The organism is Grimontia sp. AD028, assembly GCF_000973155.1.
Taxonomy (GTDB): Bacteria; Pseudomonadota; Gammaproteobacteria; order Enterobacterales; family Vibrionaceae; genus Enterovibrio; species Enterovibrio indicus.
Genome location: NZ_LASY01000055.1, coordinates 1 through 21,087 on the forward strand (window position 1 = coordinate 1; position 21,087 = coordinate 21,087).

The window sequence follows — 21,087 nt, forward strand, 5'->3', positions numbered from 1 at the left end:
GTAGAATAACTACTTATCGAAATTTCCCGCCTTGTTCTCGAGCATTTTTCCTGCGCTATTTCTGATCAGCTACCTACTGTGATTGGCATTAGAAGTGCTTTTCAGTGACCGACTTTCTGCTTAAGAAAATCAATGAACAGCCGCGTTTTGGTGTGGTTGTACTCAAGCTTCGGATAATAGGCGTAAGCCGCACTTTTCGGCTGACGCACATCCGGTAGCACGGGCACCAGTAATCCCTGATCCAACTCCTTTCTGACCGTGACATCTCCAACCAGAATAATGCCAAGTCCAGCCACCGCAGCGTTCACTAAGGCTTCAGGGTTGGGTGAGACAAAGTTTCCGCTCAGGCGTAGCTTTCGACCATGCTCAAACTCGTGCTCTTGTGGGTGGCTGGTGGAGCCATAGAGCAGGCAGTTGTGATGCAAGAGCTGCTCTTGATCGACTATCGGTGGGTGCTGCGCGAGATAAGTCGGTGAAGCAAAAAAGCGCGGCTGGAAATCAAACAGCTTGGTGGCGATAAAGCTTGCTGAGTTGAAGTCTGCCAGTTCGCGGGTGATTACCACATCCAGATTTGGGTCTGGGAGTTGCCCGGGTGCGAGAGTATGCAGTTCCACCTGAATGTTCGGGTACGCCGAAAGAAACTCGCCGATATTGTTGACCAACAGTCGGCTTCCAGTCGCAAGCGGAGCACCAATTCGCAGCACGCCGCTAACTTCGCCGTAAGTGGATGTGGTTTCAGAGACCAGTTGCGTCCAGTCGTCCAGCAAAAGTTTTCCACGTTGATAAAACAATCGTCCTGCATCGGTCATGGTTAGGGTGCGGGTAGTGCGCTTTAACAGTTGAACCCCAAGTTGATTTTCCAGCCAGGCCAACCGCTTGGAGAGGGCAGAACTCGAGGTGTTGAGCTTGGTTGCAGCTTGAGCCAGCGAACCCATTTCAACCACAGTGACATAACTTTTCGCGCAGGTAATCCAATCCATTTATTGACTCATTCCGGGGTTTATCAACCGAGTATCGACTTTGCGTTCACTTTCATAACGGGAACAACGATAATAACTAATTCAAGGCCGATTGGCCTTCTGAACTTATTTTTGCTGAGAAGGGATCAGCAAAACCCTTCATTTGGATAGTACATGAGAAAAGTTGCCGGGATGAAGCTGACCAACCGATTGGTCGCTTTTGTAACGCTTATTGTTGTTTGTGCCATGTTCGTGCTTTTTATTGGTGGTGCAATCAGTTTTCGTAAATTGGGAACGGACTTCCTCTCCCATTATCTCAGCAAAGTGGTGGTCGAAATTGACCATGCGATTGCCAACCCTGTCTCTAACGAAAATATCGGACTTTGGCTTCCGCAGCTATTGAAAGCCAGTGACATCGTTGAGCTGGAAATTAACAGCAAAACCGGCCTTTTGTATCACTATGAACAAATCCAAACGGTAGGAAAATCGCTGGATTTGATTGTGAACCGCTACGATCTCCCGAGTAATCCCGGCTTCTTCATTGTGATTAAATCGGTTCCGCCGTATGCGGATTTTGCCTATTCGATAGGCGCAATGTCTTCGCTGTCGCTTGCAGTACTCGTCATTGTGCTTGCGTTATCGTGGGGTATCAGGTGGCTGCGAACCCAGCTCTTGGGTGCAGAATTGTTAGAACACCGTGGCCGATTAATTCTGGCTGGACGGGCGGAAGAAGTGCATACCGGTGATGAACGTGAATGGCCAGCAACGGCCAGTATTGCGCTCGACCAGATGATTGCAGAACTTCGCGAAGCGCGTCAGGAACGCAGTCGCTTTGATACTTTTATCCGCTCCAACACCTTCCTGGATAAACTCACAGGCGCAGCTAACCGCGTGATGTTCGACAACCGTCTGCAAACCCTATTGCAAGATAAAGGTGCGCAAGGTGCAGTGCTGATGATCCGCATTGGCGACTGGGACACTCTGGTGCATGAGTCTGGCAAAGAAGGCGCTGACGAGTGGGTCAAAGAAGTCGGCAACGTGCTGTCGAATGCGATTCTCCGCTTCCCTGACGCGGTGCTTGCCCGTTACTACGACACGGAATTTGCAGTATTGCTCACGCATCAGTCGGCCAAAGACGCCCGTTTGTTTGCCACCCAATTGATGAAAGCACTGGAGCGCCTGACCCCGCCTGAGTGCCTGGAAGAGGAAAACTGGGTGCACCTCGGTATGACCTTCTTTACCACCGGTGAGCGCCGGGGCCGCCTGATGGAAGAGGCCGACATGGCGAAACGCAGCGCTGTGCTTCAGGGTAGCAATGGCTGGTATGCGTTTAAGAAAGATGTTGTAGCAGACGAAGCTCGTGGCAGTGTTCGCTGGCGAACCTTGTTGACCCGTGTGTTTGAAGTGGGTGGCCCGGATCTTTACCGACAGGCAGTGAAAGATGCCAAAGGGGAAGAGCTGCATACCGAACTGCTTGCGCGCATCAAAGATGAAAATGGCCTCATCATCAAAGCATCACGCTTTATGAACGGTATCGATCTGGTGGGCATGAACAGCACGTTAGATAGACGTGTGGTCGGCAAAGCGCTTCATCTTCTTCGCACGGGCGACGGACGTGAAGTGTTGTCTATTAATGTCTGCGCTGAATCACTGGGCCAGCGTGCGTACCAAACCTGGTTGCGAGATACCTTGCTGCAAACGCCTCGTAGCGTGCTCAACCGCCTGCAAATTGAAGTCTCTGAAGCGCCGCTGGTCAAGCACTTCGATGCTGTCAGACCGACGCTTCGCATGGTTCGCGCACTGGGTTGTGCGGTGGTGGTGGATCAGGCTGGCCGTTCTGTGGTGAGTACCCACTACGTGAAAGATATCCAACCGAAATACATCAAACTCCATCGAAGCCTTATCCGCGACATTCATCAGCGTCCGGAGAACCAGTTGTACGTACGCAGTATGTTGGGAGCCTGTGACCCGACACCAACCCAAGTGCTGGCGGTGGGAGTGGAATCCCAGCAGGAATGGAAAGTGCTTTTACAACTTGGGGTTATGGGTGGGCAGGGACGTTTTCTGGGCGCAGAACTCTCTTCCAGTCCAGCCACGCGCAAGAGGCAACGTTGGCGCAAACAATGATATGGATCGAGCATTGTTTATAAAACGCTCAATTGCGTCATGAAACTGTCGCACGCATACTTATTTTTTGGCGGGAAATTTGATAGAATATAGTGTACTTCAAACACTTTATTAACATTTCCCGAGCAATTATTAGGTGCAGATGGCAGTTTCTACTCTTTTTGCAAAATTTTCCCCTGTAAAACAACGGGGTATTGTCAGCCTTGTCGCGTCAGCCGAACAGGTGGTGATCGCGTATCAAGATGACAATGAAAAGACGCAATTGGACGCGCAGGCCGTTACCCAATCTGACCCTTGGACGGCAGCGACCCAACTGATTTCTCGTCACGGGATCAGCAAGGCAGACGTACATCTGGTGCTCGGGCATGGCCTCTATCAATCCCTGTTGATTGATGATCCCGGTTTATCTGATGAAGACAAACGCGCAGCTTTACCATTTCAGCTGAAAGACTTCATTTCTGATTCGCCGTCGGACATTGTCGCTGATGGCTTTAGCTCGCCAGTGGCAAACCGTTTTCAGGCATTTGTCTGCCACAAGCTGCCGCTTGTCCAGTTCAGCAAAGCGCTGGAAAAAAGTCAGTGCCGACTCACTAACGTATCCCTTGAAGATGTGGCGCTGCGCCAGTGGACGCAACTGGATAAAACCGAGATGGTACTGAGTCGTGATAGCCATGGCGTGTTGCAGTTGGCTGCATTCCATCTGGGACGTCTTTGTTTTCAACGCCAGATCCGCGGTGTGATGCTGGAAGGGCAAATGATGCCCCCATCGGTTGTTGATGACTTAGCATTGGAAGTACAGCGTTCGCTCGATTATTTGCGGTCACAACTGAAAAGCGCGCAAGTGACAGGATTGGTCGTCAGTGTTCATGGCATCGACGATACCGAGTTGGCGTTTCAACTGTCTTCACGTTTATCTGTTGCGGTGCGCCCGCAGCAGCTTTTTGATACCGGTGCCCATCATCAACACATTGCGATGGCCGCGTTAAGCCACGACTATTCTCCGGATGTGAACCTATTCAGCGACGATCTGTCACCCAAAGCGCCGCTGCTGACGTTCGAAAAAATGCTTCTGGTATGGGGCGCAACCTCACTGCTGGTGGTGTTAGTGGCTGCTTACCAACAATTTTCACTGGCGCAAGCCGAGAAGTTTTTTTCACTGGCAGACAGCGAGCGACAGAGCGCACAGAGTCTTTCCGATGAGCTTAACGAGCAAATGGCTTTGCATCTGCCATCGGTAAGCCTGACCAATGAGGTGAATGAGAAAAAAGCCGCCATTGAAGCTAAGCGTCGTGCGTTGGCTGCGGTGAAACAGCATGACTCTGCACTTCAGCAAGGTCATGCAGAGACCTTCCGTGCGCTGGCCTCACTTTCTCGCCACGATATTTCCGTGTCTTCTATTTCTGTTAGTCAACAGTCGCTCGATTTGAGCGGACTGGCTGCCACTCCTGCTTCTGTTCCGGCTTGGCTGCAGACATTCAATTCTCAGCCACCACTGGCAGATCGTGTTTTCGAGCAAATGGCGCTGAGCCGCGATGAGAAAAACCGCCTGAACTTCAATCTGGTATCCAAACGTGAAAGCGGGGAGAGCGCGAAATGAATGCACTACTCACCCGCGGTAAAGACGCGTTTGAGGCTCTGAGCATCCGCGAACAGTGGATGATTGCACTGGCAGGCTGGATGGCGATTCTCGGCTTGGGTTTGTTCCTCTTTATAGAGCCTGTAAGTAAGACGCTGACACAGCTGGAAACGCAGATTCTTCAGTCAGAGCGCACGACCGAAGACTTGGTGACACTCAATCGTCTGAAGCAGGAAAAGCTGCACACCTCACCAAACACTGAGCTTGAAGCTGAGTTGGTAACACTCAATCAAGAGATTTCAGCCCTTGATAGCGAAATGGAGCGCAAAGTGGATGGTTTGGTTACTGCCGCCCAAATGTCTTCATTGATGGAAGCTGTGCTGAGACAGTCTGAACGTTTGACGCTGGTATCAATGAATTCCTTGCCACCGCAACAACTGACAGACACTGAGGATGCGGGTTACTACATCCATCCTGTTGAAATTACGCTGGAAGGGCGTTACTTCGACATTGTTGATTACCTGAGTGCACTGGAAGCCTTGCCCGTCAAATACTACTGGCAAAGCGTGGACTACAGCGTGAAGGAATACCCGAAGGCTGAAGTCACCATTGAGGTTTACACCCTGGGTGAAAGTGCCGTGTTTATCGGGGGCAAAAATGAAATTACTGAATAGCGTTCTGATTATGTTTTCGCTGTTGCTGCCGATAACGTCTTTAGCAGAGAGCGATCCGACAGCGCCGCTAGGCTTTACGCCTTCCTCTCAGCCCGCGAAGAAAAAGGTATATCGCTTGCCAAAACTGGACGCGATTTTGTGTGCGAGCGATGGCAGTTGTTCTGCTGTGTTGAATGGCAAGAGCGTGAGGAAAGGTCAAAGCATCAATGGCTACGTTGTCAGCCAAATCAATGAAGAGCGCGTAACGCTGAGCCGTGGTGGCAAGCGTTGGGCATTGACCGTATTTAACGAGCAGGTAGTACAGTGAAGACACATTCATTACTGAGCAAAGGTTTACTGACCTTCGCCGCAGCGATGCTGTTGTCGGCGTGTCAGAGCGTGGGACATCAAAAGCCAACTGAAATACAGGAAGCGCTGAACGAGGCTTATGCACAGAGCACTTCCCAGCCATTGACGGAATTGCCAGATGCGGTCACTCAGGATTTGATGGGGGACTTCTCTGACACCTCTGGCAGTGGCGTGTTGACTGAAAAACGCCTGCGCATCAATGCCAATAATGTGGATGCCAAAGCCTTCTTTGGTTCCTTGGTTCAAGGTACGGATTTCAATCTGGTGATGCATCCGGAAGTGGGCGGGAAGGTCACCGTTTCCCTGAAAGATGTCACCGTGCCTGAAGCGTTGGAAGTGGTTTCTGATATCTACGGCTACAACGTCGAAATCAATGGTCGCCTGATCCAGATTTTCCCGGCGGTACTGCGCACGGAAACTTTCCCGGTGGATTACCTTCAGCTTCAACGCGCTGGGGTGTCACTGACTTCTATCAGCACAGGTGCCGTTTCAACGGATTCCAGCTCCGGCAGCGGAGATGATGAAAAAACTGAGCGTACCTCAGTGCCTACGGGCGGAACCGTGATTGAAACCCGTGCGGAAAGCAATTTCTGGGCGCAGCTCGAACGCGCTGTCGCGGCCATGATTGGTAATGGCGATGGACGCAGCATTGTGGTCTCACCACAAGCGAGCCTTATCACGGTGAAGGCATATCCGAATGAACTTCGCGAAGTGAAACGTTTCCTCGACGCGTCACAAGCACGCCTGAAGCGTCAGGTGATTCTGGAAGCCAAAATCCTCGAAGTGACCTTGAGTGATGGCTATCAGCAGGGTGTTAACTGGTCGGATATTACGTCATCGATTGGCAGTGGTGGTGTGGAAATCACACGAGACGCGGCAGAACTTGCCGGCGACTTTATTTCCAATGTGATCGGTGGACAAACCAATATCACCATCTCGGATGGCAATTTCTCCGCGGTGATGAACTTCCTTGATACACAGGGCGATGTGAATGTGCTGTCGAGTCCTCGTGTCACTGCTGCCAACAACCAGAAAGCGGTCATTAAAGTCGGTGGTGACGAGTACTTTGTCACGGATATTTCTTCCAGCGACACCTCGGGTGATAACTCAGACTCTGGCCCGAACATCGAATTAACACCTTTCTTCTCAGGTATCTCCCTAGATGTGACGCCGCAAATCGACGATGACAATGGCGTACTGCTGCATGTTCACCCAGCGGTGATTGATGTGGTGACAGAAGAGAAAACTATCCAACTGGGTACTTCATCACAGCCTTATGTGTTGCCACTGGCTAAGACCTCTATCCGTGAGTCGGACTCTATCATTCATGCTCAATCTGGCGATGTCGTCGTCATTGGTGGCCTGATGAAATCGAGCTACGAAGAAATGGTCTCTAAAGTGCCACTTCTCGGCGATATTCCGGGTCTAGGCAATCTATTCCGCAACGTGAACCGCATGAAGCAGAAAACCGAACTGGTGATCTTGCTGCAACCTTCTGTGGTGGGTGAGCAAACCTGGCAAGAAGAGATCAACCGTTCACGTCAGCTGTTGAACGACTGGTTCCCGGAAAACTAAGCCAGCCCTATGTATATGTCGCACTTTGGCCTCAATGCCGCGCCATTTAGTTTGACCCCGGACACACGCTGCTTTTTCGGCGTGCGTTCGCACGTGGATGCGATAAATACCTGCGTGTCGGCGATGGAAATGGGCGAAGGTTTGGTCAAAGTGACAGGCGAAGTGGGTACAGGAAAAACCATGGTGTGCCGTTTGGTGCTCAAAGCATTGAGCGAAAGCTTTACCTTGGTATTTCTGCCAAACCCAGCCAATACGGTAGCAGGGTTGCATCGCCTGATTGCTGATGAACTTGGCATTGATGAACAGGTGACGGAAGACAAGCTGCTTGGTGCAATCCAACAGGCAGCCATTGCAGCTGCACGAGATGAAAAGCCTGTCGTGATCCTTTGTGATGAAGTGCAGGCCATGCCGGATGAAGTGCTTGAAGCGATCCGCTTGCTGGGCAATCTGGAAACCGAGCAGCGTAAGCTGATCCAACTGATTATGTTCGGTCAACCAGAGCTAGATGAGCGCCTGTCCCAGCACAGTATGCGTCAGCTTTTGCAGCGTATCAGTTTCAGCGCAGAATTAACGCCGCTGAGCTTTGCTGAGACATCAGCCTATATCGACCACAGATTACAAGAACAGGGCGTTTCGCCACTGTTCTCTACGTGGGCAAAGCGCCGCATTTGGGTCGCCAGTCAAGGCATTCCGCGACTGGTGCATCAGCTTTGCCATAAATCGCTGTTATTGAGTTTTGGCAGGGGCAAACGCCGCGTCAGCGCGCATGCTGTTCGCCTTGCCATTAAAGATACACCTCTCGCCCGCAAGCACTCTGTGCTTCAGGCCGTTTGGGGGTAGGAAATCATGAGTGAATTAAACCGCATGTTGAGCGACCTTTCGTCGCCGAAAAACAGTGAAAAACATGTCACCGTTGCACCAATTCCTTCTGTATGGGGCTTTCGCTTTGCACGTGTAGTGCTGGCTCTGGTGGCGACTTTAGTGGGCGCGACAGGCATTTCATGGGCGGTCTCGGTAGGCAGTGAGAAAACCTTCTTAACTACGCCAATGGTGACACCGGAGCCTGTTTTCGTAGAGCCAGCGCCAAAAGCTATACCTTCTCCTACTCAGAAAGTGGTGAAAAGTGAGGTTAGCTATGTGGCGATGAAGGCGACGCCTGTTGTTGCTGTTGAGCCAACCTTTGAAACCAAAGCCGAAACCAAAGCAACTGAACAAGTCTCTGAGCCCATGCTGATGGCGAACGTTGAGAGTATTAAAGCAGCGCCTGTGCAAGAAAAAGTGGAACAAGAAGCTTCCCTGTCAGTGGAAACCATTGAACTGACTGGCGAGCAGTTGGCGGATATTGCTTATGACAAAGCGCAGAAGCGCGCCCAAGTCGGTGATACACAAAAAGCCATCGCTTTCCTGCGTGATGCGGTGAAATACAACCCGAGCCACATTGCTGCCACCAACCAATTGGCGGGACTTCTGTATGGTCGCAGTCAATTGCGAGATGCAGAAAGTGTGCTGCGTAAAGGCATCAGTGCCAACCCGAATTCCGCGACATTGAAACTCACACTGGCGCGTATGTATCAGCAAAGTGGCAGCGAAGAATCTGCGCTGAATGTGCTGTCTTCGTCAGTGCATTTGCTGGATGGCGAGCAGGTACGCTTCGTGTCCATGCGCGCGGCCTTGGCGCAAAAGCTGGGTAAGAACCTTGAAGCCAAGCAGAGCTATCAATGGCTGACAGAGCAAGAGCCGATGGACGGTCGTTGGTGGCTGGGACTTGGTGTGTCTGCTGAGAAAACCGGTGCTAATAAGGAAGCCGAAAAAGCCTATGGGAAAGCGGTGAAGTCCGGCGGTTTGAGCAACCAGTCGGTGAACTTTGCCCGCCAGCGTCTGGTTTACCTCCAGAACCTGAAACAGGGAGCGACAGATGGCCGTTAAACTTCGAAAACGTCTTGGCGACCTGCTGGTTGAAGAGCACATCATCACGGACGCTGACTTGAATGCCGCACTGTCCCGTCAATCTCAAACCGGACGTAAGCTCGGCGATACCCTGATGGAAATGGGTATTCTGACCGAGAGTCAGATGCTGGACTTCCTTGCCCGTCAGCTTGGTGTACCACTGATTGATCTTAGCTTGACCCAAGTTGACCCAAGTGCCGTCAGTTTGCTGCCAGAAGTGCATGCTCGACGTCTTCGCGCGCTGGTGATTGGCCGTATCGGTAATACTGTTCGTGTGGCGATGTCCGATCCTGCGGATCTGGCTTCACAGGAAAGTGTGCTGAACCAGCTTCATCAATATCAGGTAGAACTTCTGATCACGGCAGAACAGCCGCTGATCGACGCATTTGATCGCTACTACCGTCGCACCAGCGAAATCGCCTCGTTCGCCGAGCGTTTGCAGGCCGAACACGGTGTGAAGCTTGAGCAAAGCTTTGGTGCAGAAGAAGAGCAATCTGAAGAAGTCACTGTCGTTAAGCTGATTAATTCGCTGTTTGAAGACGCGGTGCAGGTGAATGCTTCGGACATTCACATCGAGCCAGATGCTGACGCACTGCGTATCCGTCAGCGTATTGATGGCGTGCTGCATGAAACATTGCTGAAAGAGCGTGCGATTGCTTCTGCACTGGTACTGCGCTTAAAGCTGATGAGTGGCATGGATATTTCTGAGAAGCGTTTGCCGCAGGATGGCCGCTTCAACATCAATGTCCGTGGCAATGCCATCGATGTGCGTGTATCGACGCTTCCGGTGCAATACGGCGAGTCTGTGGTGATGCGTCTTCTTAACCAGTCGGCCGGTGTGCTGCAACTGGAAGAAGTCGGTATGGATGCTCAGATGCTGGCGCGTTTCCGAAACCAGCTTCGTCGCCCACACGGCATGATTCTGGTGACCGGCCCGACAGGTTCGGGTAAAACCACCACGCTTTATGGCGCGCTCAATGAACTGAATGTGCCGGGCAAAAAGATCCTGACTGCGGAAGACCCGGTGGAATATCGTCTGCCTCGTATCAGTCAGGTACAAATTCAAAGCAAGATTGGCCTGAGCTTTTCTTCCGCGCTTCGCACCTTCCTCCGTCAGGATCCGGACATCATCCTGGTTGGTGAGATGCGTGATCTTGAAACCGTGGAAATCGGCCTTCGCGCGGCACTAACTGGTCACTTGGTGCTCTCGACCCTGCACACCAACAACGCCATCGACAGTGCGCTTCGTCTTCTTGATATGGAAGCGCCGGGGTATCTGGTAGCGAGTGCTGTTCGCGCCGTGCTGGCGCAGCGACTGATCCGACGTATCTGTCCGGATTGTAAAGTGCCTCACGCCACTGACGATGTGGAGCAGGTTTGGCTGACAACTACTCGCCCGGAAATGGCAGGGCATGGCTTCTACAAAGGCCGCGGCTGTCAGAGCTGTAACTTTACCGGCTACAAAGGCCGAATTGGTGTGTTTGAGCTTCTAGAAATCACGCCAGAGTTGATGGATGCCTTACGTGCTAACGACACCCAGTTGTTCTCTGCGCTGGCAGAACAGCAGGCAGGTTATAAGCCATTGGTTCACAGTGCGTTGGATTTTGCCAAGCAGGGACAAACTTCGCTGGAAGAAGCGATGAAGCTTTCTGAAGCGGCAGCGATGTCGCTGATAGGTGCCTGATGCCAAGGTATCGCTACACTGCGCGTAAGCCGAACGGAAAACGTGTTTCGGCGATTATTGAAGCTGCCAGCGAGAGCGATGCGATCGCCAATGTGTCGGCGTCTGGCGCGGTGTTGTTGTCACTGGAAGTCACCAAGGCGCGGGCACAAAAAGCCAATGAGCCGCTGTTCCAGCCAAAGGTGAAACTGGAGTCACTGGTGATTTTCAGCCGTCAGGCATACAGCTTGATAAAAGCGGGTGTCCCGCTGCTGCGTGCCATTAAAGGCTTGGCGCAAAGCACCACGGATAAGCCATTGAAAGCCGCGCTTGAAAGCGTCGCCAATGAGCTTTCCAACGGTCGCCCAATGTCGGCGGCAATGCGCGACCATGAAAATGTGTTCAGCGATTTGTTTGTCTCGCTGGTGCAGGTCGGTGAAAACACGGGTCGTCTCGATGATGCCATGCTCCAGCTGGCTGAATACTACGAGCAGGAAATGGAAACCCGCCGCCGGATTAAATCGGCGCTGCGTTACCCAACATTTGTGCTGATGGTGATCATCGGCGCGATGGCGTTTTTGAACGTCAAAGTGATCCCGCAGTTTGCAGGTATGTTTGCCAAATTCGGCTCTGATTTACCACTGCCGACCAAGATTTTGATGGCGACATCGAGCTTCTTTGTCGATTTCTGGTGGCTGCTGGTGTTTGGCACCGTTTGCTTGGTCGCAAGCTTACAGGTGTGGAAAAGCACTGAGCAAGGCCGGGTGAAATGGGACAGATTCAAGCTGCGCATTCCGCTGGTTGGTAATTTGGTTAACCGTGCCTTGATGTCGCGCTTCTCGCGAACATTCGCTTTGATGCTGCGCGCAGGCGTGCCGCTCAATACTGCACTACAAATGTCTGGTGAAGCGCTGGATAACCATTTTCTTGGCGGCGAAGTCGATAAGATGAAAGCGGCGATTGAGTCGGGGATTAACCTCAGTTCCGTCACGGCAGACAGCCAACTGTTTACGCCACTGGTTCACCAGATGATTCAGGTGGGCGAGGAAACTGGCCAGATTGATAACCTGCTGCTGGAAGCGAGCGACTTTTACGACCGCGAAGTGGATTACGACCTGAAAACCCTGTCAGCGCGGATGGAGCCTATCCTGCTGCTGATTGTGGCGGGCATGGTGTTGATCCTTGCATTGGGTATTTTCCTGCCGATGTGGAACATGCTCGACCTGATCCGCGGCGGCTAAATGCGCTGGATTTTTAGGTTCAGGGAAAGCAGTGCTGCCCAGTGGGCTTTGCTCACCGCGATTATCGGCATTGTCGTGATGGCAGCGATTCCGGCTTTTGAGCGTGTGATGCAGTTTGCGGATGACGTGGAGTTTCGTTATCTCGCCAATGCGTTTGAAGGCTCTGCCAAGAATGTGCATTTGCGAGCTGCTTTAAAAAACGAGAGTAAACAAAAAGATATCGTTACTGTTGAAGATGTCAGTTTCCGATTGAACTCAACAGATAACCATCAGAAAGGTTTTCCTTTTGCGCTGGGAAATGGCGCAAAAACACTGGCAGATTTACACAGCCAAGATTGCGGTGCGCTGCTGGAGCAGTTTACCGACCAGTCTTACTGGCTGGATGACAGATTACAGGCTGCGGCAGAACAAATCTCGCAGCCAAAGATTCGCGCAATAGTGGTGAAGGACAAAGGTAACAACGCCCAACCTTATTGCCGATTTGAGAGGCCGGCGCGCGCCGGTATTTGGAGTGATGACCCGTCAAATTCGGCGCGTCATGTTTTTGCTTACTACCCGGCATCAGGTCGCGTAGAAGTGTTGAGAGAAACTGGAGAAGTAAAATGAAACGTCAAGGCGGTTTTACGCTGATTGAAATGATCGTTGTGATCGTAATTCTGGGTATTTTGGCGGTTACTGCTGCGCCTAAGTTCCTTAACATGCAAGATGAAGCACAAGAAGGTGCCTTACAGGGTTTAAAAGGTGCGATGACGAGTGCGGCTAGCATGGTGCATGCAAAGGTTCTTATTAATGGCGATAGTGCTGACGAGGACGGTGTTGGCTCTATCGAATCAATCACAACTAAGAATGGCTATCCAGATGCAACAATCACTGGCATTGGAGCTGCAATTGAAGGTGTTAGCGCCGATGGTACTAATACTGATTGGAAACCACATACAGATGCTACTGCTTCGGATGGTAAATACACCTTCTCGAAAAATGGTGGTACGAAGTGCGTAACTTATAACAATGCTGTTGATGCGGACACTGCTCCAGTTATTATTGTTGGTGACTGTAGTTAAAAGATAAATGAGAGGCTTCACTCTAATCGAGCTAGTCACCGTTTTGGTGATCCTCGGCATTATTAGTGTGTTTGCCGCACCGCGCCTGTCGGGAACTGAAGCTTTTTCAGTGACCAGTGCGCGGGATACGGGCTTGTCTGTTGCCAGACAAGTCCAGCTCAGGGCGATGCAGCAGGAGACGCCGTCTTCTGCCTGCAATGCCTTGTATGTTGCTGCCTCCCGAATGGGGGGCAGTAGCAACTCAATCTGTGGTTTTGGTGATAACCGCAGTGATGTGGTGAATTTGTCCGACTCAAAGGTGCGAATTTCACCTGTTCAAACGATTTATTTTGATTTGCTGGGACGTCCGGTAAATGCAGTAGGCAGCCGCCTTTGCACTTCTGAACGGTGCGAGTTCACCTTCTCCCAAGGCGGTACAGAAGCCAGCATTTGCTTAAACAGCGAGGGCTATTTCCATGCCTGCAGCTGAAAAAATTTATCGAATTCCAAACCATCAGCGTGGCTACACGCTGGTGGAATTAGTGATTGGCATCGTCGTATTTGGCGTTGCCATGGTGCTACTCAGTACCACCCTTTTCCCTATGTTCGCCAAATCTGCCAATCCGCATTACGAAGCCCGCGCGGCGGCGTTAGGACAAGCAGTGATGAATGAGATCCTGGCACGTCAGTTTGATAAAGAATCCGACCCTAACGGCAGCCGCTGGCGTTGTGATGAAGATGCTGATGCGGTTTTAGCGCAGGGTATTGTTGCCCCGAATCCTATTCAAACCTGCTCTTCTCCACTTTCAGCAGGGACGGGCTTTGTTGCTGTCGAAGACTATATCGGGTGCTGGGGAGGAAGCTCGGCCTGCACTCGAACCCACAGAGGCGATTTGAGCGCTTTGGTTGGAGGCTCTGCGTCCGATTACAAAGGCTTCACTGTCGATATCAATGTCGAGTACGACAGCAGCACTTTTGCTGACAGCACCAACAACGCCAGACTCTACAAACGCATCGACCTGTACGTCGATACCGGCAGTTTTGGCCGATATGACTTCACGGCCTATCGGAGTAACTTCTGATGGCTTTGTTCACCCGCAGACCCCGCGGATTTACGCTGGTCGAGCTAATCGTCACCTTGACGATTCTTGCGATTGTTTCGGTGGGTATCTTTGGCTTTATCGAGTCCAGTGCATCGGGCTATGTGGAATCACGAAACCGTGAAGCCTTGCAATCTGAAGCCCGTTTTGCGGTTGAGCGCGTAGGTAGAGAGCTGCGACATGCGGTGCCAAACAGCCTTGCTGTTTATGCTGGTGGAGAATGTATGGTGTTTACACCGATTCGCTATACAGGCACCTACCATCAGTTGGTGGAGGGAGTAAATACACTTGATGCCGTGCTTTCAACCAAAGATACCCATTGGCAAAACAAGATAAATGATGGGAATCATCGCATTGTGTTCTTACCTTCATCGCCTGCAGATTTGACTGGAGATAACAGCTACCAGATCACGGGCGTTTCTGGCAATACAATAACTACATCAAAAATTGCAGCTAACCCTTGGCCTGCCGAGTCACCCTCCCGTCGTTTTTATATCTACGAAAATTCGGTCAATTTCTGCTTTGAAAACGGTGAGCTTCGACGTCGTATCAACAATGGCACTCAGAACAGTACAACCTTGGCGATGAACATTACTGCCGGCAGCGGATTTAATTTGGGCACCACATCTTTAGCCAGCGGTAACCTAATCAATATCACCTACAAGTTCCGCCAATCCGGTGAGTCTTCGGTCTACAACCAACAAGTGCAGGTTCTCAATGCACCATAAAGCTACATCTTCCAAACGCCAAAAAGGCAGCATGCTCATCGTTGCGGTCTTCGCAATGACTGCGTTGGCGGCACTTGGTGCAGCGATGATGCAAATCACCACCTCACAAAGTGATACCACTACCCGTGAAGTGTTGGGTGCCCGCGCCTGGCTTGCGGCTAACAGCGGCACTGAAATGGCGATGGCGAGGCTATTTCCGCTAGCCAAAGATGCCAACAACTTACCTGTAGCAACGTGCAGCGAGACACCTGTTGTGACGAATTTTAGTTCTGCTGGCCTTCGCGGCTGTTCGGTTTCAGTGACCTGTGAAGCCATTGATGTAGGTGAGTTTGTGCAATACCACGTTGAGAGCAAGGGGCAATGCGGTAGTAGTGCGCATCAGGTTGTTAGGGTTCAGGAAAGCTGGGCAAGGGGGATCTAGTGCTTAAAATAATCCCAGCTCTTATTCTGTTTTTCACATTGCTTGGCTCTTCACAAGCTTTCGAGTTTGATCAGTATTGCGATATTTTCCCTCGCCCCGTACAGACCTATAACAATCTTAGTGGCACGCTTTGGATGAACGAAAATGCACAGGTTTCGGGTTCTAAAGACCATGAATTAGGCTTCGTAGGGATCAATGTGACAGACGGAACGCAGCTTTCGGATAAATCATGTGAATATGAGGGCGTTGAGAAGAAGTGTGTCGCTAATAAGGAGCTTATTGTTATTCCTCAACCTCTACCGGAGTTTCAAGAAGGTACCGAAAAACTAACGATTCTCAAATCAAATATCGATGAGGTTGCTCCAGGGGGGGTTCTTACACCTGCAAAGTACAAGTTACTTGAACTAAACGGCGTGGATATTACTTTTAAGGAGGGCGAATACTGGATTGATACTCTCCAACTTAACATTTCCTATGCAGATGATCCCAATATTCCAACACCCTCAACTATAACGATAGAAGATGGGAAATCGGTAATTGTTCATTTTAGGCAGTTGAGAATATATGGCGGCTCTAGGTTTAATAATTTAGGGACCCCGGATGATCTGCTGCTTTTGGGGCACTTTTTGAATAAAGGAGAGTGGGATGCTCTTCATCTAACAAATAATACTGTTCTGAACGCATTACTTTTTAGCCGAGGTGACATTTACCTTGATGGCAATAATGCTGACGGCTCTGAAGGAACGTTGATAACGGGCGCGGTGACTGCAAATAAAATCTTTCTAAGGGGTTACTCAAAGATTGTTGGCAATAGTCAATGTATTGATAGACAGTACAAACTGGCCATAAACCCCCTTAGTAGCAAGGCAAATGCTTGCTCATCAGTTCCAGTTACATTTGAAGTGAATAACGATAAAGATGTACTACAAACTGAGATCTCAGGAACATTATCTGTCAGAGCTTCAGGGTCACCCGCAGCTTGTTGGAAGAAGTCACCTGAAGACCTGTGCTTGGGGCCCAACAGAGAGGTTGAGTTATCCGGTGGTAAACGCACGCTTTGGCTCCAAAACAAAGCCATTGGCACCGTCAACGCAGAAGCTACTTTCACCTCAAGTGAAACTGGAGAACTCAAATCCGAGCAGGGCAATTACACTTTCACTGCCGGTGGATTCCGCTTCTCTCCTTCGCCATTAAAAATGGTGGCAGGTAAACCAGAGAAGCTATCAATTGAAGCAGTGTATGGTGATTGTGACCCAACACCTATCCCTGAATATCAGGGGACAAAACAACTGAGTATTGGGAATGCGAACTATCAGCAACCCAACTACACCTCATCAGGTGCCCCACATAAGCCATCGGTAAATGAAACTGTCGGTGTGCAAACCATCGTAGTGGAGTTTTCCAAAGGCGTAGCCAAAGATGCACTGACCTTAAATTATTCGGATGCGGGTGTGCTCTCTATTCCCGTCTCTGAAGTCCAAAGTGCAAGTGTTGCCAGCAGCAATAGCGCCACTGAAGTTGAAGATGATTCGAATGGTGTTGAAAGCAGGCAATTGAATGGGGACATCTCTTTGCATGCGCGCCCATATACTTTTGCTGTATGCGGCAGCTTACCTTCACTCTCAGATGTGTCGAGCCAGAAGGCTTTTGTCAAAGCTGGAAACCCATTTACCGCCACATTGAAACCTGTCTTATGGCAAAGCGGAGATTTGACGGGAACCGCACTGACTAATGGCGGCGTCGTTCCGCTCAAACCAAATTTCTGTGGGCGAGCTACAACACCGAGCTTTTGGCATCAAAATGCGCCTGCCGCCACAGTGACACTGGATGAAACTGCCTATATCGTCACGCCAGCCAACGGAAGTAATGCGGCTATAACTGGCATTGTTCCTCTGACGCATACAGAAACGAATAATGCGGGTGATGTAAACAATGTTCGTTATCGATTTGTAGATGTCTCAGTTGATGAAGTCGGCGCATTTGGAGTTCGTTCAAAGCTGGCAGCAAATTACCTCGATATGACAGTGAATCCAGGGGAAAGACCCGTTGGTCGTTTCTACCCCTCCCACTTCTCTGTTTCTGGCAGTTTGACTTCTGCTATCACTGCCAGTGAAGACAGTGGTGGTGAAGGTTTTACCTACCTCAATCAGCCTTTCGATGGTCAATACACGGTTTATGCAATGACGTCTGATAATAAGCCGGTCAAGAATTATCACCTGTTTGGCGATGCATATAAAGCAGTCTTTGAAGACTGGGTGATAAAGCCAGTGTCGAGCAACCCTATTGCCGGTGATGATCTCTCTTCACGTTGGACGCGTCCTTCTAAAACGGATTGGAGAGCGGGCAACGATGGTACAAGTCAGTTGTCGCTTACTCAGAATATTCGAATGCGGGTTGATAAGGACAGTGCGCCAGAAGCCCCATTTAGACCGCTTTATTTTGCTGTTGGTGTGAGTATGCCAGATATAGATGGTACCGATTTCAGGTTTTGCGATGTTCAAAATGAAGCCGGGTGTGAAATAAGAGTGATTAAGCCTGCAGGAGAGGCGGGATCTTCTATCGCTGGCGCGGAGTTCGCCCAAGGCGAATTTATGTTTGGCCGGATGCGAATGGAAGGATTTACTGAAACCCAAGATCTTTCGCGTGAACAAACCATGCCAGTTGTAGTCGAAGTGTTTAATGGTCAACGCTTTGTCACCAACACCCGGGATAACGCATCACAGATCTCTACCACAATCGGAGAGAAAGAGGTGTTGTTCAGCTCAAATCCCGATGTGAATCAGCAGGCTCAGATTTCACTGAAAGATGATGCAGGCAATACCATCAACACGAAAACTGTCGAAAATGGCCGCTCCGAGTTTGTTGTGAAGGCTCCGGCTCAAAATGGCAATTTAAACCGGGAGCAGTTCCGTTACTGGCAGAGGCTGGATACGGCGATCGGCAGCGCGGCACCACAAACCTGGTTGCAACATAATTGGCAGGGTACGCAATTTGATGATGATCCCAGCGCGATAGGAACCTTTGGGTTTTACCGGGGAAGTGATCGTGTCATCTATAAAGGTGAAAAAAACATCACATTGACAGGGGAATGAAAAAAAAGACAGATCTCATTCAGGTTTGTAGATCATCACCTTGCCGCGCCCCGTCAGCGTTGGTACATTTAGCGGAATTTGAAGAATTTTAACGCTTGCAGGATTAACCGAAGATTATGTTTAAGAAACTTCGTGGCATGTTCTCTAACGATCTGTCTATCGATCTGGGAACAGCTAACACTCTCATCTATGTAAAAGGGCAAGGGATCGTTCTGGATGAACCTTCTGTTGTCGCAATTCGTCAAGATCGTGCAGGCTCACCAAAAAGCGTCGCGGCAGTCGGTCATGAAGCAAAACAAATGCTGGGCCGTACGCCAGGAAACATCGCAGCCATTCGTCCAATGAAAGACGGCGTTATCGCTGACTTCTACGTGACCGAGAAGATGCTGCAGCACTTCATCAAAACCGTTCACGACCACAGCTTTATGCGTCCTAGCCCACGCGTGCTGGTGGCAGTTCCTTGTGGTTCTACTCAAGTTGAGCGTCGTGCTATCCGTGAATCTGCACTGGGTGCAGGCGCGCGTGAAGTGTATTTGATTGACGAGCCAATGGCGGCGGCAATCGGTGCAGGTCTGCCAGTGTCTGAAGCGACCGGTTCTATGGTGGTCGATATCGGTGGTGGTACCACTGAGGTAGCGGTTATCTCTCTGAATGGCGTGGTTTACTCGTCTTCAGTACGTATCGGTGGTGACCGCTTTGACGAGTCCATCATCAACTATGTGCGTCGTAACTACGGCAGTTTGATTGGTGAAGCAACGGCTGAGCGCATTAAGCACGAAATCGGCTCTGCTTACCCAGGTGATGAAGTGCGTGAAATCGAAGTACGCGGCCGTAACCTCGCAGAAGGTGTGCCACGTAGCTTTACGCTGAATTCCAACGAGATTCTGGAAGCGCTGCAAGAGCCGCTGACAGGTATCGTGTCTGCTGTGATGGTTGCACTGGAACAGTGTCCGCCAGAGCTGGCATCTGACATCTCTGAGCGCGGTATGGTTCTGACTGGTGGTGGTGCGCTGCTTCGCGACCTTGACCGTCTGCTGACTGAAGAAACCGGCATTCCGGTTGTTGTTGCTGAAGAGCCGCTGACCTGTGTTGCACGTGGTGGTGGTAAAGCGCTGGAAATGATCGACATGCACGGTGGCGATCTGTTCAGCGAAGATTGATCTTCTTCCATCAACAAACAGGTTGTAACTGAATGAAACCAATTTTTGGCCGTGGGCCATCGCTACAATTACGCCTGTTCTTCGCTCTTTTAATATCAGCCAGCCTTATGCTGGCTGATAGTCGTTTGGGTGCCTTCACCAATTTCCGTTATTTGCTGAACTCGCTGGTCGCTCCGTTGCAATACGCGTCGAATGTGCCGCGTGATCTGCTCGATAACGTCTTCCGCCAGTTCACCTCGCACCAACAGCTGTTGATTGATAACACCAAGCTCAAAGAAGAGGTGCTACTGCTGCGAAGCGGACAGTTGATCCTGGATCAACTGGAGCAAGAAAATCAGCGTCTTCGCGAGCTGCTGGGTTCACCGTTTGTGCGTGACGAACGCAAGATGGTAGCGGAAGTAATGGCGGTAGACTCTGACCCTTACAAGCATCAGGTGATGATTGATAAAGGGCGTACTAACGGGGTTTACGAAGGCCAGCCGGTGATTAACGAGCGAGGCATCGTAGGGCAAGTTTCTTATGTCGGTGCTCACAATAGCCGTGTACTGCTTATCACTGACCCAACCCATGCGATTCCAGTTCAGGTGGTGCGTAACGATATTCGTGTTATCGCTTCAGGTCGCGGTGACAACGACAATATCCAGCTGGAAAACATTCCAAGCAGCACGGACATTGAACCGGGCGACATGCTGGTCACGTCTGGCTTGGGTGGTGTCTTCCCTGAAGGCTATCCGGTGGCGAGAGTTGCGTCGTTCTCTTTTGACAACAAACGCCCATTTGCACAGGTGGACGCTAAGCCAGAAGTGCAGTTTGACCGTTTGAGATACCTATTGCTGGTGTGGCCAACTGACGTTGAGAAACAAGAAGTGGTTGAAGAGGAAGGGCAAACACCTGCAAGTGAAGATGCCCAACCATCAACGGCAGAAGAACAAACCGAAGAGGTAAGCAATGGCTAATTCAAGCATGCGTGGCCGTGCGCTTATCTGGCTATCGTTTATTATCGCATTGATCCTTCAGGCCGCGCCGTGGCCGGGTGAGCTTGCACCATTCCGCCCGTCTTGGGTGTTGCTGGTGGCGTTTTATTGGGTGTTGGCATTGCCGCACCGCGTGAATGTCGGTACGGCGCTGGTGGTTGGTTTACTCTGGGATTTAATGCTGGGCTCTACACTCGGTGTGCGCGGCTTGATGATGTCAGTGCTGGTTTATATCGTCGCACTGAACTTCCAGATGCTGCGGAATATGTCACTCTGGCAACAGGCTGCACTCTTGTCTTTGCTGACCTTGGCAGGAAAAGTGCTAGAGTTTTGGGCGGAGTACTTGGTGTCCAATGTCCAGTTCGATCCGGCGCAGCTATGGGCGGGTCTGCTTAACTTCTTATTGTGGCCTTGGCTGTTTTTGCTGCTGCGACGGGTACGCCGTCAGTTTTCGATTAAGTAATC

At 50.7% G+C, this 21,087-nt stretch carries 20 protein-coding genes; 19 read left to right on the top strand and 1 reads right to left on the bottom strand.

Annotated features, from left to right (window positions below; all coding sequences use genetic code 11):
- Positions 1-101: 101 nt before the first annotated feature.
- On the bottom strand, positions 102-980 hold the full coding sequence (locus RN22_RS12810) for a LysR family transcriptional regulator (RefSeq protein WP_046304833.1): 879 nt from the start codon (positions 978-980) through the stop codon (positions 102-104).
- A gap of 153 nt (positions 981-1,133) precedes the next feature.
- Between RN22_RS12810 and csrD the strand changes: the two genes are divergently transcribed.
- The 19 genes from csrD (at position 1,134) to mreD (ending at position 21,085) form a co-directional block, all read left to right on the top strand.
- Positions 1,134-3,086, top strand: a complete 1,953-nt coding sequence (gene csrD / locus RN22_RS12815) for an RNase E specificity factor CsrD (protein ID WP_046304836.1) — start codon at positions 1,134-1,136, stop codon at positions 3,084-3,086.
- 142 nt (positions 3,087-3,228) lie between these two features.
- On the top strand, positions 3,229-4,683 hold the full coding sequence (locus RN22_RS12820; RefSeq protein ID WP_046304839.1) for a hypothetical protein: 1,455 nt from the start codon (positions 3,229-3,231) through the stop codon (positions 4,681-4,683).
- The gene (pilO, locus tag RN22_RS12825) at positions 4,680-5,336 is read left to right on the top strand and encodes a type 4a pilus biogenesis protein PilO (protein WP_046304841.1); all 657 of its coding nucleotides are present in this window, start codon (positions 4,680-4,682) and stop codon (positions 5,334-5,336) included. Before RN22_RS12820 ends, pilO begins: the two co-directional genes overlap by 4 nt.
- A complete protein-coding gene (locus RN22_RS12830) occupies positions 5,320-5,643 on the top strand; it encodes an MSHA biogenesis protein MshK (protein ID WP_046304843.1) in 324 nt (107 codons plus the stop codon). Before pilO ends, RN22_RS12830 begins: the two co-directional genes overlap by 17 nt.
- A 47-nt stretch (positions 5,644-5,690) precedes the next feature.
- On the top strand, positions 5,691-7,259 hold the full coding sequence (gene mshL, locus RN22_RS12835) for a pilus (MSHA type) biogenesis protein MshL (protein ID WP_046304906.1): 1,569 nt from the start codon (positions 5,691-5,693) through the stop codon (positions 7,257-7,259).
- A gap of 9 nt (positions 7,260-7,268) precedes the next feature.
- The gene (locus RN22_RS12840; RefSeq protein ID WP_046304845.1) at positions 7,269-8,099 is read left to right on the top strand and encodes an ExeA family protein; all 831 of its coding nucleotides are present in this window, start codon (positions 7,269-7,271) and stop codon (positions 8,097-8,099) included.
- A 6-nt stretch (positions 8,100-8,105) separates the two neighbouring features.
- Positions 8,106-9,185, top strand: coding sequence for a M48 family metallopeptidase (locus RN22_RS12845; protein ID WP_046304847.1), 1,080 nt, complete (start codon positions 8,106-8,108; stop codon positions 9,183-9,185).
- Entirely contained in the window at positions 9,175-10,890 is a 1,716-nt protein-coding gene (locus tag RN22_RS12850; RefSeq protein ID WP_046304849.1) for a GspE/PulE family protein, read from the top strand. The genes RN22_RS12845 and RN22_RS12850 overlap by 11 nt, the downstream gene beginning before the upstream one ends.
- On the top strand, positions 10,890-12,107 hold the full coding sequence (locus tag RN22_RS12855; protein ID WP_046304851.1) for a type II secretion system F family protein: 1,218 nt from the start codon (positions 10,890-10,892) through the stop codon (positions 12,105-12,107). Before RN22_RS12850 ends, RN22_RS12855 begins: the two co-directional genes overlap by 1 nt.
- Complete coding sequence (locus RN22_RS12860) at positions 12,108-12,713, top strand: hypothetical protein (RefSeq protein WP_046304853.1); 606 nt, start codon at positions 12,108-12,110, stop codon at positions 12,711-12,713.
- Positions 12,710-13,168 carry a type II secretion system protein gene (locus RN22_RS25595; protein WP_046304855.1) on the top strand — a complete coding sequence of 153 codons (459 nt, stop codon included), beginning with the start codon at positions 12,710-12,712 and terminating at the stop codon, positions 13,166-13,168. Before RN22_RS12860 ends, RN22_RS25595 begins: the two co-directional genes overlap by 4 nt.
- A gap of 7 nt (positions 13,169-13,175) precedes the next feature.
- Entirely contained in the window at positions 13,176-13,637 is a 462-nt protein-coding gene (locus RN22_RS12870) for a type II secretion system protein (protein WP_046304857.1), read from the top strand.
- On the top strand, positions 13,624-14,229 hold the full coding sequence (locus tag RN22_RS12875) for a prepilin-type N-terminal cleavage/methylation domain-containing protein (protein WP_046304860.1): 606 nt from the start codon (positions 13,624-13,626) through the stop codon (positions 14,227-14,229). Before RN22_RS12870 ends, RN22_RS12875 begins: the two co-directional genes overlap by 14 nt.
- A complete protein-coding gene (locus RN22_RS12880) occupies positions 14,229-14,975 on the top strand; it encodes a prepilin-type N-terminal cleavage/methylation domain-containing protein (protein WP_046304862.1) in 747 nt (248 codons plus the stop codon). The genes RN22_RS12875 and RN22_RS12880 overlap by 1 nt, the downstream gene beginning before the upstream one ends.
- Positions 14,965-15,396 carry a hypothetical protein gene (locus RN22_RS12885; protein WP_046304864.1) on the top strand — a complete coding sequence of 144 codons (432 nt, stop codon included), beginning with the start codon at positions 14,965-14,967 and terminating at the stop codon, positions 15,394-15,396. The genes RN22_RS12880 and RN22_RS12885 overlap by 11 nt, the downstream gene beginning before the upstream one ends.
- Positions 15,396-18,488 carry a DUF6701 domain-containing protein gene (locus RN22_RS12890; protein WP_052737541.1) on the top strand — a complete coding sequence of 1,031 codons (3,093 nt, stop codon included), beginning with the start codon at positions 15,396-15,398 and terminating at the stop codon, positions 18,486-18,488. The genes RN22_RS12885 and RN22_RS12890 overlap by 1 nt, the downstream gene beginning before the upstream one ends.
- A 116-nt stretch (positions 18,489-18,604) precedes the next feature.
- Positions 18,605-19,648, top strand: a complete 1,044-nt coding sequence (mreB, locus tag RN22_RS12895; protein ID WP_002537278.1) for a rod shape-determining protein MreB — start codon at positions 18,605-18,607, stop codon at positions 19,646-19,648.
- 32 nt (positions 19,649-19,680) lie between these two features.
- Positions 19,681-20,604 (top strand): rod shape-determining protein MreC, encoded by a 924-nt coding sequence (mreC, locus tag RN22_RS12900; protein ID WP_046304865.1) that lies wholly within the window; start codon positions 19,681-19,683, stop codon positions 20,602-20,604.
- A complete protein-coding gene (mreD, locus tag RN22_RS12905; RefSeq protein ID WP_039849728.1) occupies positions 20,597-21,085 on the top strand; it encodes a rod shape-determining protein MreD in 489 nt (162 codons plus the stop codon). Before mreC ends, mreD begins: the two co-directional genes overlap by 8 nt.
- Positions 21,086-21,087: the final 2 nt, after the last annotated feature.